We start from the raw sequence: 18,997 nt of genomic DNA, 5'->3' as shown, positions 1-18,997 counted from the left end.
ATCAAAACCGCCCGATGCGTCCAGCGCATCGGGCGTTTCATTTTTCATGGCGCTGCTGCTTCGGTTCCCGACAGTTATGACAGAGCGGGCAAGCCCGTTTGTGCATGGCCTAGCCTTTCCAATTTCATCCTTTCGGGCAATCGACATCGGAAAACGCGTGTGGCCTCATTGATATAGGCGCGATACGCGACTGATACCGTTCAGGCTCCGGCGAACACCGCGCCATCGGGGTAATGGCCATGAGGCAGAAGAGGGTACGGAGTCTACTGCAAGCCAGCCTGATCGTGTTTGCATCGCAGGCACCGATCGCCGCCGCCGCGCCGATCCATCCAACGATACCGCCGCTCATGGCCTCTTCGGGCCTGCAGCACCAGATCGCGCAAATCAAGATACCCTATCTCAACGGATATCGGGGCTATAGCAGCGCCCGGTCCGGCTATATCAAGAGCGCGAACGGCTATTGGTATCCGGCGCGCGCCTTCAACGATTATTATACCGGCTCGGTCGGACGGCCGCAGCGCCTGAACGATCGCTGCGACCACGGCTTTGCGCCGACCCACGGATCCTCGAACTGCGATTATTGAAGAAGGCTGCATGCCTGCTTTCAAACGGCCGCCGGTCGAACAATCAGAGCATATTGTCCGAACACGCTCGCACGTTCGGCATCATGCACTGTAGATCCCAGGGGTCAGAAGGTTGCCGTCATCGGATCCGGTCCCATGCGCGCGCCGGCGCTGTCGAGCCTGGCGATCGCCGCCAAGTCGTCGGCATCGAGCTTGAAATCGAACACCTGGAAATTCTCCTCGATACGCGACGGCGTCACCGACTTCGGGATGACGACGAGGCCGCTATCGATGTGCCAGCGGATGATGACCTGGGCCGGCGTCTTGCCATGTTTGCCGGCGATCTCGCCGATAACAGGATTGGCGATGAACTTGCCCTGGCCGAGCGGGCTCCAGGATTCGGTGGCTATGTTCAGCTTTTTGTGGGCTTCCTGCGCCGCCTTTTGTTGGAAATCGGGATGCAGCTCGATCTGGTTGATGACGGGAACGACGCCGGTTTCGCCGATGATGCGCTCCAGATGCTCCGGAGTGAAATTCGACACGCCGATCGAGCGGGCGCGGCCCTCTTCACGGATGCGCACGAAGGCCTTCCAGGTCTCGGTGTAGAGGCCGCGATGCGGCGACGGCCAGTGAACGAGATAGAGGTCGACATAGTCGGTGCCGAGCTTCTTCAGGCTGCCGTCGAAGGCGCGTAGCGCCTTGTCGTAGCCCTGGTCGGTATTCTTCAGCTTGGTGGTGACGAAGATATCCCTGCGGTCGAGACCCGAGGACTTGATGCCTTCGCCGACCCCCTCTTCGTTGTCGTAGCCGGACGCCGTATCGATATGGCGATAGCCGGCGGCGATCGCGGTGCGCACCGTCGGGGCGGCAATATCCTGCGGCGTCTGCCAGACACCGAGGCCGACCTGGGGAATGGAATGTCCGTCATGGAAAGTGATGATGGGTTGAGCGGTCACAATATATCTCCGGGAGTTTGAAGAATTGGACGAGGCATGAATTGCGCCCGCGCATGCGTGGACGTCCCGCAACGCATTTCAGCCGCAGCGCTCGGTCACCGGAAACATATAGGCAGCGCCATCCGGAAGACAATCAGAGGACGCGGACAATCGTTCCCTTTCGGATGTGGGGCAGAAGGCGACGCATGTCGCGGAGGCTAACCGCCACGCAACCGGCCGTCGGCTCGTAGCCCGGCCTGATCAGATGGAAAAAGATCGCCGAGCCGCGATAACGCACCCGCGAGGAAATGTTCCAGTCCATCACCAGGCAGATATCGTAGAGCCCGTCGCCGCGCCGCATCTCTTCATGGCTTGCACCGAACGGTGCCCTGACGAGGCGGTTATAGCAGGCATTGTCAGGCTGATCGCACCAGAGCATGTCGCCACGGATGCGGCGCAGCGCAAGTGGAGTGACGAGCCGGCCATTCCGCTCGCCACGCCGGAAGCCGGATATCAGCCTCATCGAGGCGATCGGCGTGGCGCCGTCGCCCTCGCGTTTGATCACGGTGCGCCCGGACCGGCCGATCGCCGCGGGCACTGTGATCGCACCGAGCCGGACGATAGCCCGGCTGTTCCTTCCCGGCGCCGGCCGCACCACGATCGTCGGCGGCTTCATCCCCGGCTCCCGCCTTGTTTTTTCCATTTTTCTTGCATGTCTTGGATTGTCTGGGACTTCAATTGAAATCATATGAAAAGCTGCGCGGCAACGGTCCGCCGCCCGATCCTTGCCAAACCAGGAATTTGGCGTAGGACTAGGGAACTTAACATGAGGACGCAACGGCATGACCGCACGCACCATTCTTCTGGTGGATGACGACGAAGACCTTCGTCAGACGCTGACGGAGCAATTGTCGCTGTATGAGGAATTTTCGGTTCTGCAGGAAGCCAATGCCGGCAAGGGTGTTGCGACCGCCCGCTCGACACCGGTCGACCTGCTGATCATGGATGTCGGCCTGCCCGATATGGATGGCCGCGAGGCGGTGAAGCTGCTGCGCAAGGGCGGCTTCAAGGCGCCGATCATCATGCTGACCGGCCACGATACCGATTCGGATACGATCCTCGGCCTCGAAGCCGGCGCCAACGACTATGTCACCAAGCCTTTCCGCTTCGCCGTCCTGCTCGCGCGCATTCGCGTGCAACTGCGCCAGCACGAACAGAGCGAGGACGCGACCTTCACCGTCGGCCCCTACCTGTTCAAGCCGAGCCAGAAGCTGCTCACCACCGACAATGGCCAGAAGATCCGGCTGACGGAAAAGGAGGCGGCGATCATTCGCTATCTCTATCGTGCCGAACAGAAAGTCGTCACCCGCGACGTGCTGCTCGAAGAGGTGTGGGGCTATAACTCGGGCGTGACGACGCATACGCTGGAAACCCACGTCTACCGCCTGCGACAGAAGATCGAGCGCGACCCCTCCAATGCCGAAATCCTGGTGACGGAAAACGGCGGCTATAAGATCATACCCTAGGGCATTTCGGTTTTTCTCCGAATCACGGAATACTCTATCTCTTTGTTTTCACGTCATTCCAACAAAATCCGCTCCGCGCTTTTGCTGGAATCGCTCTAAGGCGAAAAGCCCGCATGGCGCTGACCGACGACATCCGCATGCTCGCGCAGCTTCCTTTGTTCAAGGACATGAACGAGGATCAGCTGCGGTTGATCGCCTTCGGCGCCGACCGGCGCCTGATCGCAGCAGGCCAGATGCTGTTTCGCCAGGGATCGCCAGCCGAAAGCGCCTATGTCATCCTCAGCGGAAGCCTGGAGCTGAGCGCAACGAGCAGCGACGGCATCCAGAGGACGGGAGGGATCGCCGGTCCCGGAACACTGGTTTCTGAACTGGCGCTGGTCACGCTGGTGGAACGCAAATTCACCGCAATTGCCCGCGAGGACACCAGCATCATCCGCATCACCCGTGCCCTGTTCCACCGGCTGATCGAAGAATATCCGGACGCCGCCCGGCTGATCGAGAACCGCATCCGCGACAATCTCGCCGAACTTGCGGCCAAGGCCGCAAGCCAGTTTTATCGCTTCAGCTGATCGCTGTCAGAAATCGAAATGCGCCGTCACCGGCACATGGTCGGAGGGTCGATCCCAGCCGCGCGCTTCCTTGAGGATCTCGATGCGCTTCAGATGCGGCCCAAGGTCCGGTGACGACCAGATGTGGTCGAGACGGCGGCCGCGATCGGCCGCCTCCCAGTCCTTGGCGCGGTAGCTCCACCAGGTATAGAGCTTTTCGCTTTCCGGCACGTGCTGGCGCATCAGGTCGTGCCAGCCGCCGCGCTTCATCACCTCGAGCAGCCCGTCGGTCTCGACGGGCGTATGGCTGACGATCTTCAGCAGCTGCTTGTGCGACCAGACATCATGCTCCAGCGGCGCGATGTTCAAGTCTCCGACAAGGATCGACGACGTATGCGCCTCACCATTGGCTTTCAGCTGCTTCATCTCCTCGATGAAATCGAGCTTGTGACCGAATTTCGGATTGATCGTACGATCAGGCTCGTCGCCGCCGGCTGGAACGTAGAAATTATGCAGCCGGATACGACGATTGCCGCGCTCGACGACCGCCGAGATATGGCGGGCGTCGCCGACCCCGCAATAATCCTGCCGGTGATCCTCCGTCAGCGGAAGGCGCGAGGCAATCGCCACGCCGTGATAGCCTTTCTGGCCGTGGATGATGATGTGATCGTAGCCCATCGCCCGCAAGGGTGCGGCAGGAAAGAGCTCGTTCGGCACCTTTGTTTCCTGCAGGCAGAGAATATCCGGTCTGTGCTTGAGAACGAGCTGTTCGACGATCGGCATGCGCAGCCGCACCGAGTTGATGTTCCAGGTGGTGATCGAAAAGCTCATGCCCCATGCCCTCTCACGCTTTCATGAAAGGGCTTTAGAACAAAGGCGGACCCGAGGGAACTGCCCGCATACGGCGATCAACCGAAAACGCCTCAATCACGCGACTGAGGCGTGCCCGGAATGGTCTCATAGGGCACGCGGAACACGCGATCGTCGAACTGCATGCCCGTCTTGACGTTGAAGATCATCACCGACGTGTCCTTGCCCTGGTTGTCGGTGATCGTCCATTGACGCAGGTCGTAGGTTTTCGGGTCGAACATCATGGTGATGGTCGAGTTGCCGAACACCGTATTGTTGCCGAGCGCGATCGTCGTCAGATCGGACTCTTCCTTCACGCCCTTCACCATGCCGGCCGACAGGTCGATACGCTGCGCGAGCAGCAGGCTGAGCGGCGTCTTGGAGAGAGGATAGAGATCCCAGGTTTTCAGCTTGGTATTGCCGATGGCGACGTTTTTGCCGTCGGCGATCACCCGCATCGGCGACGGGTCGTCATAGTTGAAGCGCAGTTTGCCGGGGCGCTGGATGAAGAACTTGCCGCCGGTCTGCTCGCCGCGCGGGCCGAACTGCACAAATTCGCCCTGCATCGTAGTAACGCCGGAGAAATGGTCGGCAATCGCCTGCGCCGTGCCGGAGGCGGGGGCTGCCGCCTGGGCGTGGGCGCCGAGGGGAATGGCGCTCGCCACCGCAGAGATAGCAAAGGCACCGAGGAGATCGCGCCGCGTTACCGTCAGGCCGGAGAGGAAGGCGTCGGAATTACTCATCTAAATCTCCTTTATGCGATCTGCATGCTGCCGAAAGGCGGCGTCTTCAAGGCGTTGCGACCGGGCCTGCGTGAGGTAACGGCTTGGCTGCCGTCAGGTTTCCGCAAAAGCAGTCCCCATGGGAAATATATGCCGATTATTTCAGCGGTCGAGGATGTCGCCTTCTGTCGGAACGAGAATTTCGCGTTTACCGGCATGGTTGGCTGGCCCGATGATGCCTTCCTTCTCCATCCGCTCGATAAGCGAGGCTGCCCGGTTGTAACCGATGCCGAGCCGGCGCTGGACGTAGGAGGTCGAGGCTTTGCCGTCCCGCAGCACGATGGCGACGGCCTGATCGTAAGGATCTTCCGAATCCGAAAGGTTCGACGTGCCGGCCGGGCCGCCACCGCCGCCGTAATCGCCGTCCTCGTCGTCGTCGGCGGTGATCGCATCGAGATATTGCGGCGAGCCCTGGCTCTTCAGGTAGGAAACGATCTCTTCCACCTCGACATCCGAGACGAACGGGCCGTGCACGCGCTGGATACGGCCGCCGCCCGCCATGTAGAGCATGTCGCCCATGCCGAGCAGCTGTTCGGCGCCCTGTTCGCCGAGAATGGTGCGGCTGTCGATCTTCGAGGTCACCTGGAAGGAGATGCGGGTCGGGAAGTTCGCCTTGATCGTGCCGGTGATGACGTCGACCGAGGGGCGCTGTGTTGCCATGATCACGTGGATGCCGGCGGCGCGCGCCATCTGGGCCAACCGCTGCACGGCGCCTTCGATATCCTTGCCGGCGACCATCATCAGGTCGGCCATCTCGTCGATGATGACGACGATATAGGGCATCGGCCTGAGGTCGAATTCTTCGGTCTCGTACATGGCCTCGCCGGTATGGCGGTCGAAGCCGGTCTGCACCGTGCGCGAGATCGCCTCACCCTTCGACAAGGCCTGCTCGACGCGGGTGTTGAAGCCATCGATGTTGCGCACGCCGATCTTCGACATCTTCTTGTAGCGCTCTTCCATCTCGCGCACGGTCCATTTCAGCGCGACGACGGCCTTCTTCGGATCGGTAACGACGGGCGAGAGCAGATGCGGGATGCCGTCATAGACGGAGAGTTCGAGCATCTTCGGGTCGATCATGATCAGACGGCACTGCTCCGGCGTCATGCGATAGAGCAGCGACAGGATCATCGTGTTGATGGCGACCGACTTGCCGGAACCGGTGGTGCCGGCAACGAGCAGATGCGGCATCTTGGCGAGATCGGCGATGACGGCTTCGCCGCCGATCGTCTTGCCCAGCGCCATGGCGAGCTTTGCCTTGCTGCCTTCGAAATCCCGCGACGCGATGAGTTCACGCAGATAGACGGTTTCGCGCGTCTGGTTCGGCAGTTCGATGCCGATCGCGTTGCGGCCGGGCACGACGGCGACGCGAGCGGCAATGGCGCTCATCGAGCGGGCGATATCGTCGGCAAGACCGATGACACGCGACGACTTGATGCCGGGCGCCGGCTCCAGTTCATAGAGCGTGACGACGGGACCCGGACGGACATGGATGATCTCGCCCTTGACGCCGAAATCCTCGAGCACGCCTTCGAGCATGCGGGCGTTCTGCTCCAGCGCATCGGCTGAAAGCGTGGAGTCGCGCACGACATTCTTCGGTTCGGCAAGCAGATGCATCGAGGGAAGCTGAAAACCCTCGGGACGGATGAACGAGCCCTGCGCCTCCCGCTCGATGCGGGCGCTGGGCTTCGGACGTGCGACCACGGGGACGACGCGTGGTTCCGGCTTGCCGGCAGCCTTTGCCGGCGCGCGGATCATCCAGTCGTCGTCATCATCGTCGGGCAGGATATCGGCCGGGCGCGGCGGCATGTCGGCATCGAAGGGCAGATCGTCGTCATCCTCGTCATCGATGGAAAGCGACGGCGCCGCGACGATACGGCGCGGCGAAGCCGTCCGCGGCTCCATCGACGGCTCCATCCGCTCGCCGCGGACGGTGGGCGCCTTGGCGCGGACCGGTTCGTTCAGCGTGCCGAACTCGTCATCGTTGAAATCATAGGGTGATTCGAAATCGCCTTGACGGCGCTTGCGCGGCCCCATGCCGAAGAGCCGGCGCAGCCGGCCCTGGCTCATGTACCAGGCATGCGTCATCGCACCGCTGAAAGCGACCCAGCGCGATTCGTCGTCCTCGTCTTCGTCGCCGACGACGCGGGCCTTGCTTGTTCTATCGACGTAATCGTCCTCGATCTCCTCCTCGGCGTCGCTGCGGCCGACGAGGCCCGAGGCAAAGAGCATCATCCAAGCGGTCGGTGCGGCAAAGATGCAGCCGACGACCATGGCGAAGGTGCCGGTGGGATAGGCGCCAACGAAGAGTGCCGGAAAACGCAGGATCATATCGCCGACGACACCGCCGATGCCGTTCGGGATCGGCCAGGTCAGCGGCGGCGGAAAGCAGCCGATGACGGCGCAGGACAGCACCGTGCCGGCAAGCCAGGCGCCGGCTCGGGCGGGGATACGGCTGAAGCGGCGGCCGGAGATCAGTGTCAGCGCCCAGGCGACGATCGGCAGCATCGAAACGACGCTGGCAAGGCCGAGGAACTGCATGACGATATCGGCGAAGGCAGCCCCGCTGTAACCGAGGATATTCGTCGGCAGGTTGGCCGTGGCATAGGAATAGCTCGGATCCGCGACGTTCCATGTCGCCAGCGCCGCGACGCAAAGTGCCAGCAGCAGAAAGATCGCAAAGCCGATGAGCGCCTGGATCTGCCGCAGCATGAATGCCGAGAAGGAGAACCGATCCGGACGGCCATCCATCGCCGGCGACGTGCTTCTTGCCATGTGTCTAACCCGTCCAATGCCTGAGGGCATGCGAATCACCGATGCTTCGCCATGCCAAAATGCGTCCGCTCTACCTAATCAGAGCCGGGTTAAAGCGATGTTAACCATGCAGGCCTGGGCGTGCATTCCCGACAGGGAAATGAAAAAGGCCCGAACCTTGAAAGGTCCGGGCTAAATGCGGTCTATGGTTAGAGCTTTTCCGGGTCTAGCCCGGACAAGCTCGATATAGGCCGCGACGGGCCGTGAAGCGGCGCCCTTCTGCCGGGCGCCGCAATCCCCTGTGATCAGGAAGAGTGGTAGGCAGCTTCGCCGTGGGTCGAAAGGTCGAGGCCTTCGCGCTCGGCTTCGACGCTGACGCGCAGGCCGATGACGACGTCGACGATCTTGTAGAGGATCGCCGAGCCGATGCCCGACCACAGCAGCGTCGTCAGCACGCCCTTGGCCTGGGCCAGCACCTGGGTTGCCGTGCCGGCATAGGAGGCAGCGAAATCGGCCGTCGAATAATCGACGATGCCTGCACCGCCGAGCGCCGGGTTGACGAGGATCCCGGTGCCGAGGGCGCCGAGGATGCCGCCGATGCAATGCACGCCGAAGACGTCGAGGCTGTCGTCGTAGTTGAACTTGTTCTTCACGACATCAACGAAGAAGTAGCAGACCGGCGAAACGATCAGGCCGAGAACGATCGAGCCCATCGGGCCGGCAAAACCTGCTGCCGGGGTGATGGCAACCAGACCGGCAACCGCACCGGAAGCACCGCCAAGCATCGAGGCCTTGCCGCGGGTAAGGCTTTCGACAATGCACCAGGAGACGGCGGCAGCTGCAGTCGCAACGAAGGTGTTGATAAAGGCAAGCGAGGCATAGCCATTGGCTTCGAGGTTGGAGCCGGCATTGAAGCCGAACCAGCCGACCCAGAGAAGCGAGGCGCCGACCATGGTCAGCGTCATCGAATGCGGAGCCATAATTTCCTTCTTATAGCCCGTGCGCTTGCCGAGCATGATGGCGCCGACGAGACCGGCGATACCGGCATTGATGTGAACGACCGTGCCGCCGGCGAAGTCGATTGCGCCATAGGAGAAGATCAGACCGGCCGGCGAGGTGTAAGAGCTCGGACCGCCCCAGAACCAGACCATGTGTGCCATCGGGAAGTAGATGAAGGTGACCCAGAGCACGACGAAGAGCATGACGGCCGAGAACTTGATACGCTCGGCGAATGCGCCGACGATCAGGCCGGGCGTGATGCAGGCGAAAGTCATCTGGAAGACGATGAAGGTGTATTCCGGAATGGCGACGCCCTTCGAGAAGGTTTCGGCCAGCGACGATGTGTTCACGCCGGCGAGGAAGGCCTTGGAGAAGCCGCCGACGAAGCTGTTCAGCGAGCCGCCGTCGGTGAAGGCGAGCGAATAGCCGTAGGTGACCCAGAGCAGCGCCACGACGGCGGTGATCATGAACACCTGCATCAGCACGGAGAGCATGTTCTTGGCGCGCACGAGGCCGCCGTAGAACAGCGCAAGGCCGGGGATGGTCATCAGCAGGACGAGTGCCGAGGAAATGAGCATCCAGGCATTGTCACCCTTGTCCATGGTGAAGGCAGGAGCGGCAGCAGCGGTGGCGGCGGCGGGCGCAGCCTCCTGCGCGAAAGCGACAACCGGCGCCAGAAGCGCAGCCGTTGCTACGCCGATCAGCGCAAAGGGGGAAGAAAACTTCGAAGTCGACATTGAAAAAAGCTCCTTGGTCCGCCGCTTACAGCGCTTCTGAATCGGTTTCGCCCGTACGGATGCGCACGGCATGATCGATCGAATAGACGAAAATTTTGCCGTCGCCGATCTGACCGGTCTTGGCCGACGCCGCGATGGCTTCGACCGCCCTGTCGACGAGTTCCGAGGCAACGGCGATTTCGATCTTGAGCTTCGGCAGGAAGCTGACCGCATATTCGGTGCCGCGATAGATTTCGGTATGCCCCTTCTGGCGGCCGTAGCCCTTCACTTCGGTCACGGTCAGCCCCTGAATGCCGATCGCCGTAAGAGCTTCGCGGACCTCATCGAGCTTGAACGGCTTGATAATAGCCATCACAATTTTCATCTGGTTTCCCATCCTTCGTTATCCTCGGCACGGAGCCGACTCTCCTTGCCGCTGACGTTCCTGAACAGCGACCGGCGATATACATTCAAAGGGCGTGCCAGATTCGAGATGAGGTATAACGTATTGAAAAGTAACACTTATATGGAAGCATGCCAAAAATCAGGCAAATGACCGGCCAATAAGCGCATAAATAATGCGCAAATTTTCAAAGTTGCACATTATTTATTCATTTGCCTTTTTCCGAATCAAACCCTCCTGCGCAACCGAGGCGATCAATTCACCCGATCGGGTAAAGAGGCTGCCCAGGGTCAGCCCTCTGGCGCCCGAAGCCGAGGGACTGTCCTGGGTATAGAGCAGCCAGTCGTCGAGCTTGCAGGGCCTGTGGAACCACATGGAATGATCGAGGCTCGCCACCTGCAGGCTCTGGTCGAAGATCGAGGTGCCATGCGCATAAAGTGAGGTATCGAGCAGCGTCATATCCGAGAGATAGGCAAGCACTGCCGCCTGATAGAGCCGGTCGTCGGGAACCGGGCCAGTGGCGCGTACCCAGACGTCCTGTCTGGGGTCGAGCTTCCTGTCGGAAAAATAATGCGTCAGCGAGACGGGGCGGATCTCGATCGGCCGCTCGCGCTGCCAGTATTTTCGGATCGCCTCCGGCGCATGCGTCAGATACTGCTCCTTGATCTGCTGTTCGCCGAGCAGCGCTTCCGGCATCTGGACCTCGGGCATGGCGATCTGGTGATCGAAGCCCGGCTCCTCCACCTGGAAGGAAGCCGACAGCGTGAAGATCGCCTTGCCATGCTGGATGGCGACGACGCGCCGGGTATTGAAGCTCGATCCGTCGCGGATGCGCTCCGCCTGATAGATGATCGGCACCGAGGGGTCGCCGGGCCGCATGAAATAGGCATGCAGCGAATGCACGAAACGCTCACCCTCGATGGTCCGCTGCGCCGCCATCAGCGCCTGGCCGATCACCTGACCGCCGAAGACCCGCTGCCAGCCGGCCTGAGGGCTGCGGCCGCGAAAAATATCGACCTCGATCGGCTCCAGGTCGAGCGTCGAAAGCAGCGTCTCCATTGCCGAAGGCCCTGATGTCTCGCGCGTCATTTTGTATGTCTCCCGGCGGTAGGAAGTGAAGTGGCGATGATCTATATAGATCACATCTGAGGTACAGGGTACGGGAGCGGCGCGATGCTTGATATGCTGGTTGTGGGCGGGGGTTATGTCGGCCTTTCCGCCGCTGTCGCGGTCAAACAGGCAGCACCGCATCTGAATGTCGCCGTTGTCGAGGCGGCCCCGGAGCATGTCTGGAAGAACGATACCCGCGCTTCGGCGGTCATCGCTGCGGCGGCGAAGATGCTCGAGGTCTTCGGCATCTGGAACGAGATCGAGCCGGAAGCCCAGCCGATCACCAAGATGATCGTCACCGACTCCAAGACCTCCGATCCGGTGCGCCCGGTGTTTCTGACCTTCGACGGCGAAGTGGCTGAAGGCCGGCCTTTTGCCCACATGATACCGAACGTGACAATGGTCGCAGCCCTGCGCGGCCTCTGCGAGCGGCTTGGCATCGAGATCCGCCACGGGCTGAGCGCCACCGAAATGAAGACCGACGACACCCATGTCACCGTCACGCTTTCGGACGGCAGCACGCTGGAGAGTCGGCTGCTGGTTGCCTGCGACGGCGTGCGCTCGACGCTGCGCGATCTCGCCGGCATCAAGACCGTCACCTGGAACTACGGCCAGTCCGGCATCGTTGCCACAGTCGAACACGAGCGGCCGCATGAGGGCTGCGCCGAGGAGCATTTCCTGCCGGCCGGCCCTTTTGCCATCCTGCCGCTGAAGAACAACCGCTCCTCCCTGGTCTGGACGGAGCGCACGCACGATGCCGACCGACTGGTCGCCGCCGACGATCTGGTTTTCGAGGAAGAGCTCGAACGACGCTTCGGCCACAAGCTCGGAGCGTTGAAGGTGATCGGCGACAAGCGTGCCTTCCCGCTCGGCCTGACGCTCGCCCGCGCCTTCGTCGCACCGCGTTTTGCCTTAGCCGGCGACGCCGCCCACGGCATTCACCCGATTTCCGGCCAGGGCCTCAATCTCGGCTTCAAGGATGTGGCGGCACTCGCCGAAACGATTGTCGAGGCCGATCGCCTCGGCCTCGATATCGGCTCGATCAACATTCTCGAGCGTTACCAGACCTGGCGGCGCTTCGACACGTTCCGCATGGGCATGACGACCGACGTGCTGAACCGGCTATTCTCCAACGACGCAACGCCGATTCGCATCGCCCGCGACGTCGGCCTCGGCATCGTCGACCGGCTGCCGCGCCTCAAATCCTTCTTCATCGGCCAGGCGGCCGGAACGACGGCAAAGGACAATCCGCGGCTGCTGGCCGGCCAGACGATCTGAAGCAGGTTTAAGGAAACAGGTTACTCGTCGAGGCGACGGGCTTCGGACACCAGCATGATCGGAATGCCGTCGCGGATCGGATAGGCGAGCTGCGCCTTTTCCGAAACGAGCTCATTGTGTTCGCGATCATAGGAAAGCCGGCCCTTGGAGAGCGGGCAGACCAAGAGTTCGAGCAGTTTCGGATCGACGCGGCTGAGTTTTTCGTCCATGGCCGAAGTCTACTGCAGAACCGTGTCGGAGTCACCGAAGACACGCGCCAGCACGATCTCGGTAATGGCGATCAGCGTTTCGGCCCGCGTCTTCAGATCGGGCGCCTCCAGCAGCGCCTGTTTTTCAGCCGGGCCGAACGGCGACATCATCGCCAGCGAATTGACGAGCGTCAGATTGCTCGCCCGCTCGACGCTCTCCCAGTCGGCTTCCAGCTTATTGGCATCGAGATAGGCCTTGAAGGCGGTCAGAAGTGCGGCGCGGTCGACCGCCTCCTCCTCGTTTGCGGCCGATAGATCGGCGATGAATGGGGCGATACGGAAGGTGCGGAAGGGGTCGCTGGTAGCTTTCTCCTCCAGCAGCCGAAAGCGGCAGACGCCGGTCAGCGATACGATATAGCGCCCGTCGCCGGTCTCGGCAAAGGAGGTGATGCGGCCGAGGCAGCCGACAGCGGCAAGGTGGGGATCGCCGCCCTTGTCCTCGTGTTCGCCGAGCGCCGGCTGCACCATGCCGACCAGCCGGTTTCCCGTCAGTGCTGCATCCAGCATCGCCAGATAACGCGGCTCGAAAATGTTGAGCGGAAGTTGCCCGGCCGGCAGAAGCAGGGCACCGGTCAGTGGGAAGACGGCGATCGTATCAGGCAGATCGCCCGGCTTCAGGTATCTGGCATTCCCGACTTGCATGAAACCGTCCCGCATTCTTGTAACGGGCATGCCCGTCCTCACGAGAATGTGGTGCCCTCCTCCAAAAACGCAAGGGCAGATATTCGAAACTTAATGCGTGCCGGCCGGAATGGGGCCTGGCGCGCTTACGAGAACAGCATCGCCGAAAGCTTGCGCCGGGCCGAAATCGTCGCCGGATCCTTGAAGCCCCAGACCTCGAAGAACTGCAGCAGCTGACGACGGGCGCCGTCATCGTCAAAGGCGCGGTCCTTGCGCATGATCAGCAGCAGGTGCTCGGCCGCTTCGTCGCGCCGGCCTTCGACATTGAGGATCTTGGCGAGCTTCAGCCGCGCCTCATGGTCGTCGGGATTGGCAGCCAGATCGCGTTCGAGCGCAACGGGATCGCCGAGCTTGCGGGCCTCCTCGATCTGTTCGAGTTTTTTCAGCACCGCCTGAATGCCGGCGTCTTTCGCGAGCTCTTCCGGCAGATCAGCCAGGGTTTCGCGCGCCCGCTCATGCTGGTTTGCGGCAATCATGCATTCTGCCATTCCGGCAATCGCCTTGGCGTTTTCCGGATCGGCCTGCATCACGGCGGCGTAGAGCTGAGCGGCCTCATTGATATTGCCGGCGGCCAGCAGTTCTGACGCTTCGGTGAGCACGGCCTCGATCTCGGCCGCCTCGTCGGCGCCGGCCGGGCCGGCGATGCGGTCGATGAACTGCTGGATCTGGCTTTCCGGCACCGCGCCCATGAAGCCGTCGGCGGGGCGGCCGTTGACGAAGGCGATGACGGCGGGGATAGACTGGATGCCAAGCTGGCCGGCGATCGAGGGATGGTCGTCGATGTTCATCTTGACCAACCGGACGCGGCCCTTGGCTTCGTTGACCACCTTCTCCAAGACCGGAGTCAGCTGCTTGCACGGGCCGCACCAGGGCGCCCAGAAATCGACCAGCACCGGTTGCTTGCGCGATTCCTCGATGACGTCCTTGCCGAAATTCGCCGTCGTGGTGTCGGTGATGTAGCTGCCTGCCGCAGCCGCAGCCGCGGGTGCCGGCGTAGCGCCGAAGCTTGTTGTCGCCGTCATCTGATTTCCGAAGGAACCGTTATAGGGGTTGTCGCTGCCGCTCATAGGTGTCTCCCGCCGCGCCGATCCTGCCGGCATCATTGTAGCGCTAAAATCGTATGTCAGGACGTTACTTTCAAGACAAGCGGCTTGTGTCCGGTCGCCTCCATGAAACGGATCAGATCGCTGCTCGCAATCGAGGTCGTCGCATCGTTGGACAGCGGATGGCAGTTGACGATCTCCTCGCGCATCAGATCGGCATCGAGCACGAAGGTGACATTCCCTGCCGTATCGTTGATCGCGCCGAAGGCGGTGACCGCGCCGGGAGCGACGCCGAGATAGTCCATCAGCTTCTCGGCCCTGCCGAAGGAGACCCGGCCGGAGCCGCCGATCAAACCATGCACCTGCTTGAGGTCGACCTCGGCATTTTCCTCCACGGTCAGCAGAAAATACCTGTCCTTCTTGTCCTTGATAAAAAGATTCTTGGTGTGGCCGCCGGGGATTTCGTCCCGCAGCGCCACCGATTCGGCCACGGTGAAGACAGGCGCATGATCGACCGTCTTATAAGCAATGCCGAGCCCGTCGAGGAAAGCAAACAAATCATCTCTTGTCTTGGCAGCGGTTTCGGGCATCGGGCAATCCATTGGTGGCAAGGAAAAAGCGAGGCGTCCTGATTACGTCCGTCCACAGCGTTTGGCAATCTTCTCCACCGACGCTTTACCCCCGCATTTGCGGCCTTTCCGCCCGCCTCATGCGACCTTACGAATTTTTCTTCGCCTCTTCTTCATTTCCCTGTTGCATTTGAAAATCCGTTAGGCCATATAGCGCCCGTCGCCGCAAGGCGCCGCCCACGGTCCAACAACTACCCCGGACCGATGTGGATTGAGCGGGTGTAGCTCAGGGGTAGAGCACAACCTTGCCAAGGTTGGGGTCGAGGGTTCGAATCCCTTCGCCCGCTCCAGTTTCTCTCTTCTCCATACCGAAGACCTAGGTAACAACCTCGAACGGGTTATCCGCGTCGCCACGCCGTCGCCGCATGAATTCCGCCATCGTTCGTCTTCAGACGTTTGGCCCGTCTGTTTTTCGCAGAGAAACTCCGGTTTGGCCAATCGCGGCGTATCGATTGATCCTGCTCAATGCAAACTATGCGGCTATCTGCCTAAACTTTACCGAGTTCAGCGAGGGGCGGAGAAAGCGCGCGACGACAATTCGATCGTCTGCGCAACGTAGGTTTTTCGACGCAGCGGTTTTTGTGAAAAAGGCCACTCCTTCAGCGTCCTTCAAGTAGCAATGAGGCTTGATCGGACTTAGCCGGAGTTAGATCGACATGCTCGTCAAAGACGTAATGACGACGACGGTCGTCACCCTATCACCTGACAATAGCGTTCGGCATGCTGCCAAGCTGATGTCCGATCAGCATGTAAGCGGCGTTCCCGTCGTTGACCATGATGGGTGCGTGCTGGGGGTCATCAGCGAAGGTGATCTGATCCGTCGAACGGAACTGTCGAACGGGGCATTTGTCCTGAAGGCGGACATGGGACTTGGGCCCGACGACAGGGCGAACGCTTTTATCAAGCGATGCGCATGGAGAGTGGGCGACGTCATGACGCCCGATCCGGTTGTTATCGACGAGGAAGCACCCCTTTTCCGTGTCGCCGTGCTCATGCAGGACCGCGGCATCAAGCGCATTCCTGTCCTGCGTGACGGCAAACTCGTCGGCATCGTCAGCCGCGCCGACCTCCTGCAGGTCATTTACTTGGCAAGACCGGACGATACGGCAGCCGGCGACGAAGCCATCCGACGAAGCATTCTTGTCCGGCTCGGCGAAAATACCGGCCTGGAAGATTTGGAGGTGTCGGTCACGGTTACTGAAGGGATCGTGCATTTTTGGGGTAAAGTCGAGACGCCGGCCGGCCGCCGAGCTGCGCGGATTCTGGCAGAGGGCATCCACGGAGTTCGCGGCGTGGTGGAGCATTTCCCGGAACCTCCTCCTCGCTGATGCATTCGCCAGCTCATACCGAAGCGGAAAATTGGCCGGAAGCGGAAATTTGGCAGCTCGCCGTCGCATCGACACGAGACTGAGCCGGCCTTCGTGAAATCGAGCAGCGAGATTCAGCAATGTCATTTTGATTGGGAGAGTGAGATGGCTTCACCTGACACGACAGTGATGAACAAACCAGCCTCGACAACGGCAGAGGGAAAAATAACGCTTTCGGCCAAGGAGCTCCGCCTGATGGACGCTTACTGGCGGGCATCGAACTATCTGTCGGTCGGGCAGATCTATCTGCTCGACAACCCGTTGCTCAAAAAACCGCTCGCACGCGCGCATATCAAGCCGCGGCTGCTCGGCCATTGGGGAACCTCGCCCGGCCTCAACATGCTCTATGTGCACCTCAATCGGGTGATCAAGCGGGACGATCTCAACATGATCTATGTGATCGGCCCCGGCCACGGCGGGCCGTCGCTTGTTGCGCATGCCTATCTGGAAGGAACCTACAGCGAGTTCTACCCGAATATCGGCCAGGATGAGGAGGGAATGAAAGGACTGTTCAAGCAGTTCAGCTTTCCCGGCGGCATCCCCAGCCACGTCGCTCCCGAAACACCGGGGAGTATCCATGAAGGTGGCGAACTCGGTTATGCGCTCAGCCACGCCTATGGCGCGGCCTTCGACAATCCCGATCTGATCGTCGCCTGCGTCGTCGGTGACGGCGAAGCCGAAACCGGGCCGCTCGCGACGGGATGGCATGGCAACAAATTCCTCAATCCTGCCCGTGACGGCTGCGTTCTGCCTATCCTGCACCTCAATGGCTACAAGATCGCCAATCCCTGCTTCCTCGCCCGTATTCCCAAGGAGGAATTGGCGAAGTTCTTCGAGGGCATGGGATATGCGCCTCTCTTCGTGGAAGGCCACGAGCCCGACCAGGTGCAGCAGCAGCTTGCCGCAGCCATGGATACGGCCGTCGCGGCGATCAAGACGATCTGGGCCGAAGCGCGGAACAAGAAAAATGTCCGCCGCCCGGCCTGGCCGATGATCGTCTTCCGCACACCGAAGGGCTGGACTTGCCCTTCCGAAATCGACGGCAAGAAATGCGAAGATTATTGGCGTTCGCACCAGGTTCCGATGGGCGATATGGACAAGCCTGAGCATATCAAGGTGCTTCAACACTGGATGAAGACCTACAGGCCCGAAGAGCTTTTCGACGGCGACGGCAGGTTGCGGGCTGAACTGGCGGCGCTGGCGCCGACCGGACATCGCCGGATGAGCGACAATCCGCATGCAAATGGCGGCCTGTTGCTGCGCGATCTGAAGATGCCGGATTTCCGAGACTATGCCGTTCAGGTGCCCAAGCCCGGATCTGTGACCGCAGAATCGGCCCGCTGCATGGGCAAATTCCTGCGCGACGTGATGAAGCTGAACCTCAGCAGCAAGAATTTTCGCCTGTTCAGCCCCGACGAGAACAATTCCAACCGCTGGCAGGATGTGCTGGAGGTGACGGACCGCTGCTATATGGCCGAGATCTATCCTGAGGACGATCACCTTTCGCCCGACGGACGCGTCATGGAAGTCCTAAGCGAGCATCAATGCCAGGGCTGGCTCGAAGGCTATCTGCTGACCGGGCGCCACGGCTTCTTCTCCTGCTACGAAGCCTTCATTCACATCATCGATTCGATGTTCAATCAGCACGCCAAATGGCTGAAAGTGTGCAATCACATTCCCTGGCGGCGACCGGTCGCTTCGCTCAACTACTTCCTGAGTTCACATGTCTGGAGGCAGGATCACAATGGCTTTTCTCATCAGGATCCGGGCTTCATCGACCATGTGATCAACAAGAAGGCGGAGGTTATCCGGGTCTATCTTCCGCCGGATGCCAATACGCTCCTGTCCGTCACCGATCACTGCCTGCGCAGCCGCAATTATGTGAACGTCGTGGTGGCCGGCAAGCAGCCGGCACCGCAATGGCTGACGATGGACGAGGCCATCAAACACTGCACCGAAGGTCTCGGCATCTGGGAATGGGCCAGCAATGACCGCGGCTCGGAACCGGATGTGGTCATGGCCTGCTGCGGCGATGTGCCGACCTTGGAGACGCTCGCAGCCGTCCAACTGATCCGTGAGCACCTTCCTGAATTGAAGGTGCGGGTCATCAATATCGTCAATCTGATGAAGCTGCAGCCTTCGAGCGAACATCCTCACGGGCTTTCGGATCCCGACTTCGATGCGCTGTTCACCAAGGACAAGCCGATCATCTTCGCATTCCATGGATATCCCTGGCTGATCCACCGGCTGACGTATCGGCGAACCAACCATAAGAACCTGCATGTGCGAGGCTACAAGGAAGAAGGGACGACCACGACGCCATTCGACATGGTGGTTCTGAACCAGCTCGATCGCTTTCATCTCGTTGAAGACGTCATCGATCGGCTGCCGCAGCTCGGCGCGCGGGCGGCCTATTTCAAGCAGGCGATCCGCGGAAGGCTGATCGAACATCGGCAATATATCGAGGCGCATGGCGATGACATGCCCGAGATCAGCAGCTGGACATGGGGCGTCAAGAGCACGGGAAAAGCGAAGGCGGCGACCTCTACGGAGGGGGACAATGCCTAGA

18 protein-coding genes and 1 tRNA gene are annotated in these 18,997 nt (G+C 60.9%); 7 read left to right on the top strand and 12 right to left on the bottom strand.

Going from position 1 to position 18,997, the window contains the following annotated elements; all coding sequences use genetic code 11:
- Positions 1–239 precede the first annotated feature (239 nt).
- Positions 240–584, top strand: a complete 345-nt coding sequence (locus FFM81_RS00840; RefSeq protein WP_128398602.1) for a cell surface protein — start codon at positions 240–242, stop codon at positions 582–584.
- 104 nt (positions 585–688) lie between these two features.
- Here FFM81_RS00840 and FFM81_RS00835 read toward each other — a convergent pair whose 3' ends face one another.
- Together FFM81_RS00835 and FFM81_RS00830 are read right to left on the bottom strand one after the other, a co-directional pair.
- Complete coding sequence (locus tag FFM81_RS00835; protein ID WP_138385259.1) at positions 689–1,519, bottom strand: aldo/keto reductase; 831 nt, start codon at positions 1,517–1,519, stop codon at positions 689–691.
- Positions 1,520–1,652: 133 nt separating this feature from the next.
- Positions 1,653–2,174 (bottom strand): L,D-transpeptidase family protein, encoded by a 522-nt coding sequence (locus tag FFM81_RS00830; RefSeq protein ID WP_097533252.1) that lies wholly within the window; start codon positions 2,172–2,174, stop codon positions 1,653–1,655.
- A 166-nt stretch (positions 2,175–2,340) separates the two neighbouring features.
- Between FFM81_RS00830 and FFM81_RS00825 the strand changes: the two genes are divergently transcribed.
- Both FFM81_RS00825 and FFM81_RS00820 read left to right on the top strand, forming a co-directional pair.
- Entirely contained in the window at positions 2,341–3,024 is a 684-nt protein-coding gene (locus tag FFM81_RS00825; RefSeq protein WP_025417297.1) for a response regulator transcription factor, read from the top strand.
- Between the two features lie 113 nt (positions 3,025–3,137).
- A complete protein-coding gene (locus tag FFM81_RS00820) occupies positions 3,138–3,593 on the top strand; it encodes a cyclic nucleotide-binding domain-containing protein (RefSeq protein WP_025417298.1) in 456 nt (151 codons plus the stop codon).
- 6 nt (positions 3,594–3,599) lie between these two features.
- Here the strand turns inward: FFM81_RS00820 and FFM81_RS00815 are convergent, their stop codons facing one another.
- The 6 genes from FFM81_RS00815 to tesB all read right to left on the bottom strand — a co-directional run bounded on the left by FFM81_RS00815 (position 3,600) and on the right by tesB (position 11,161).
- On the bottom strand, positions 3,600–4,403 hold the full coding sequence (locus FFM81_RS00815) for an exodeoxyribonuclease III (RefSeq protein ID WP_128398599.1): 804 nt from the start codon (positions 4,401–4,403) through the stop codon (positions 3,600–3,602).
- 92 nt (positions 4,404–4,495) lie between these two features.
- Positions 4,496–5,164, bottom strand: coding sequence for an outer membrane lipoprotein carrier protein LolA (locus FFM81_RS00810; protein ID WP_003567448.1), 669 nt, complete (start codon positions 5,162–5,164; stop codon positions 4,496–4,498).
- Positions 5,165–5,305: 141 nt separating this feature from the next.
- A complete protein-coding gene (locus FFM81_RS00805) occupies positions 5,306–7,975 on the bottom strand; it encodes an FtsK/SpoIIIE family DNA translocase (RefSeq protein WP_138385260.1) in 2,670 nt (889 codons plus the stop codon).
- 284 nt (positions 7,976–8,259) lie between these two features.
- Positions 8,260–9,690 carry an ammonium transporter gene (locus FFM81_RS00800; protein WP_003567452.1) on the bottom strand — a complete coding sequence of 477 codons (1,431 nt, stop codon included), beginning with the start codon at positions 9,688–9,690 and terminating at the stop codon, positions 8,260–8,262.
- A 25-nt stretch (positions 9,691–9,715) separates the two neighbouring features.
- Positions 9,716–10,066 (bottom strand): P-II family nitrogen regulator, encoded by a 351-nt coding sequence (locus FFM81_RS00795; protein WP_003543684.1) that lies wholly within the window; start codon positions 10,064–10,066, stop codon positions 9,716–9,718.
- Between the two features lie 210 nt (positions 10,067–10,276).
- A complete protein-coding gene (gene tesB, locus FFM81_RS00790; RefSeq protein WP_138385261.1) occupies positions 10,277–11,161 on the bottom strand; it encodes an acyl-CoA thioesterase II in 885 nt (294 codons plus the stop codon).
- A gap of 84 nt (positions 11,162–11,245) precedes the next feature.
- On the opposite strand from tesB, the gene FFM81_RS00785 reads away from it, so the two are divergent.
- A complete protein-coding gene (locus tag FFM81_RS00785; protein WP_025417301.1) occupies positions 11,246–12,460 on the top strand; it encodes a ubiquinone biosynthesis hydroxylase in 1,215 nt (404 codons plus the stop codon).
- Between the two features lie 20 nt (positions 12,461–12,480).
- Here the strand turns inward: FFM81_RS00785 and FFM81_RS00780 are convergent, their stop codons facing one another.
- The 4 genes from FFM81_RS00780 to FFM81_RS00765 form a co-directional block, all read right to left on the bottom strand.
- A complete protein-coding gene (locus tag FFM81_RS00780) occupies positions 12,481–12,669 on the bottom strand; it encodes a Trm112 family protein (RefSeq protein WP_003567459.1) in 189 nt (62 codons plus the stop codon).
- 9 nt (positions 12,670–12,678) lie between these two features.
- Entirely contained in the window at positions 12,679–13,365 is a 687-nt protein-coding gene (locus FFM81_RS00775; RefSeq protein WP_025417302.1) for an LON peptidase substrate-binding domain-containing protein, read from the bottom strand.
- A 110-nt stretch (positions 13,366–13,475) separates the two neighbouring features.
- The gene (trxA, locus tag FFM81_RS00770; protein ID WP_138385262.1) at positions 13,476–14,456 is read right to left on the bottom strand and encodes a thioredoxin; all 981 of its coding nucleotides are present in this window, start codon (positions 14,454–14,456) and stop codon (positions 13,476–13,478) included.
- A gap of 56 nt (positions 14,457–14,512) precedes the next feature.
- Positions 14,513–15,022: a prolyl-tRNA synthetase associated domain-containing protein gene (locus FFM81_RS00765; RefSeq protein WP_138385263.1), complete on the bottom strand. Its 510-nt coding sequence runs from the start codon at positions 15,020–15,022 to the stop codon at positions 14,513–14,515.
- Positions 15,023–15,276: 254 nt separating this feature from the next.
- On the opposite strand from FFM81_RS00765, the gene FFM81_RS00760 reads away from it, so the two are divergent.
- From FFM81_RS00760 to FFM81_RS00750, 3 genes are all read left to right on the top strand, one after another.
- A tRNA-Gly gene (locus FFM81_RS00760) sits at positions 15,277–15,351 on the top strand.
- Positions 15,352–15,717: 366 nt separating this feature from the next.
- Complete coding sequence (locus FFM81_RS00755) at positions 15,718–16,389, top strand: CBS domain-containing protein (RefSeq protein ID WP_003567466.1); 672 nt, start codon at positions 15,718–15,720, stop codon at positions 16,387–16,389.
- A 168-nt stretch (positions 16,390–16,557) separates the two neighbouring features.
- On the top strand, positions 16,558–18,996 hold the full coding sequence (locus tag FFM81_RS00750; RefSeq protein WP_025417305.1) for a phosphoketolase family protein: 2,439 nt from the start codon (positions 16,558–16,560) through the stop codon (positions 18,994–18,996).
- Position 18,997 lies beyond the last annotated feature (1 nt).

It is taken from the genome of Rhizobium hidalgonense (assembly GCF_005862185.2).
GTDB classification, from domain to species: domain Bacteria; phylum Pseudomonadota; class Alphaproteobacteria; order Rhizobiales; family Rhizobiaceae; genus Rhizobium; species Rhizobium hidalgonense.
This window is presented reverse-complemented; position numbering and strand designations above follow the sequence as displayed.

What these genes read in the sequence shown, in the direction of transcription:
- FFM81_RS00840 (WP_128398602.1), top strand. Translation starts at nt 240, where the DNA reads ATGAGGCAGAAGAGGGTACGGAGTCTACTGCAAGCCAGCCTGATCGTG.
- FFM81_RS00830 (WP_097533252.1), bottom strand. Translation starts at nt 2,174, where the DNA reads ATGAAGCCGCCGACGATCGTGGTGCGGCCGGCGCCGGGAAGGAACAGC.
- FFM81_RS00825 (WP_025417297.1), top strand. Translation starts at nt 2,341, where the DNA reads ATGACCGCACGCACCATTCTTCTGGTGGATGACGACGAAGACCTTCGT.
- FFM81_RS00820 (WP_025417298.1), top strand. Translation starts at nt 3,138, where the DNA reads ATGGCGCTGACCGACGACATCCGCATGCTCGCGCAGCTTCCTTTGTTC.
- FFM81_RS00815 (WP_128398599.1), bottom strand. Translation starts at nt 4,403, where the DNA reads ATGAGCTTTTCGATCACCACCTGGAACATCAACTCGGTGCGGCTGCGC.
- FFM81_RS00810 (WP_003567448.1), bottom strand. Translation starts at nt 5,164, where the DNA reads ATGAGTAATTCCGACGCCTTCCTCTCCGGCCTGACGGTAACGCGGCGC.
- FFM81_RS00805 (WP_138385260.1), bottom strand. Translation starts at nt 7,975, where the DNA reads ATGGCAAGAAGCACGTCGCCGGCGATGGATGGCCGTCCGGATCGGTTC.
- FFM81_RS00800 (WP_003567452.1), bottom strand. Translation starts at nt 9,690, where the DNA reads ATGTCGACTTCGAAGTTTTCTTCCCCCTTTGCGCTGATCGGCGTAGCA.
- FFM81_RS00795 (WP_003543684.1), bottom strand. Translation starts at nt 10,066, where the DNA reads ATGGGAAACCAGATGAAAATTGTGATGGCTATTATCAAGCCGTTCAAG.
- tesB (WP_138385261.1), bottom strand. Translation starts at nt 11,161, where the DNA reads ATGACGCGCGAGACATCAGGGCCTTCGGCAATGGAGACGCTGCTTTCG.
- FFM81_RS00785 (WP_025417301.1), top strand. Translation starts at nt 11,246, where the DNA reads ATGCTTGATATGCTGGTTGTGGGCGGGGGTTATGTCGGCCTTTCCGCC.
- FFM81_RS00780 (WP_003567459.1), bottom strand. Translation starts at nt 12,669, where the DNA reads ATGGACGAAAAACTCAGCCGCGTCGATCCGAAACTGCTCGAACTCTTG.
- FFM81_RS00775 (WP_025417302.1), bottom strand. Translation starts at nt 13,365, where the DNA reads ATGCGGGACGGTTTCATGCAAGTCGGGAATGCCAGATACCTGAAGCCG.
- trxA (WP_138385262.1), bottom strand. Translation starts at nt 14,456, where the DNA reads ATGAGCGGCAGCGACAACCCCTATAACGGTTCCTTCGGAAATCAGATG.
- FFM81_RS00765 (WP_138385263.1), bottom strand. Translation starts at nt 15,022, where the DNA reads ATGCCCGAAACCGCTGCCAAGACAAGAGATGATTTGTTTGCTTTCCTC.
- FFM81_RS00755 (WP_003567466.1), top strand. Translation starts at nt 15,718, where the DNA reads ATGCTCGTCAAAGACGTAATGACGACGACGGTCGTCACCCTATCACCT.
- FFM81_RS00750 (WP_025417305.1), top strand. Translation starts at nt 16,558, where the DNA reads ATGAACAAACCAGCCTCGACAACGGCAGAGGGAAAAATAACGCTTTCG.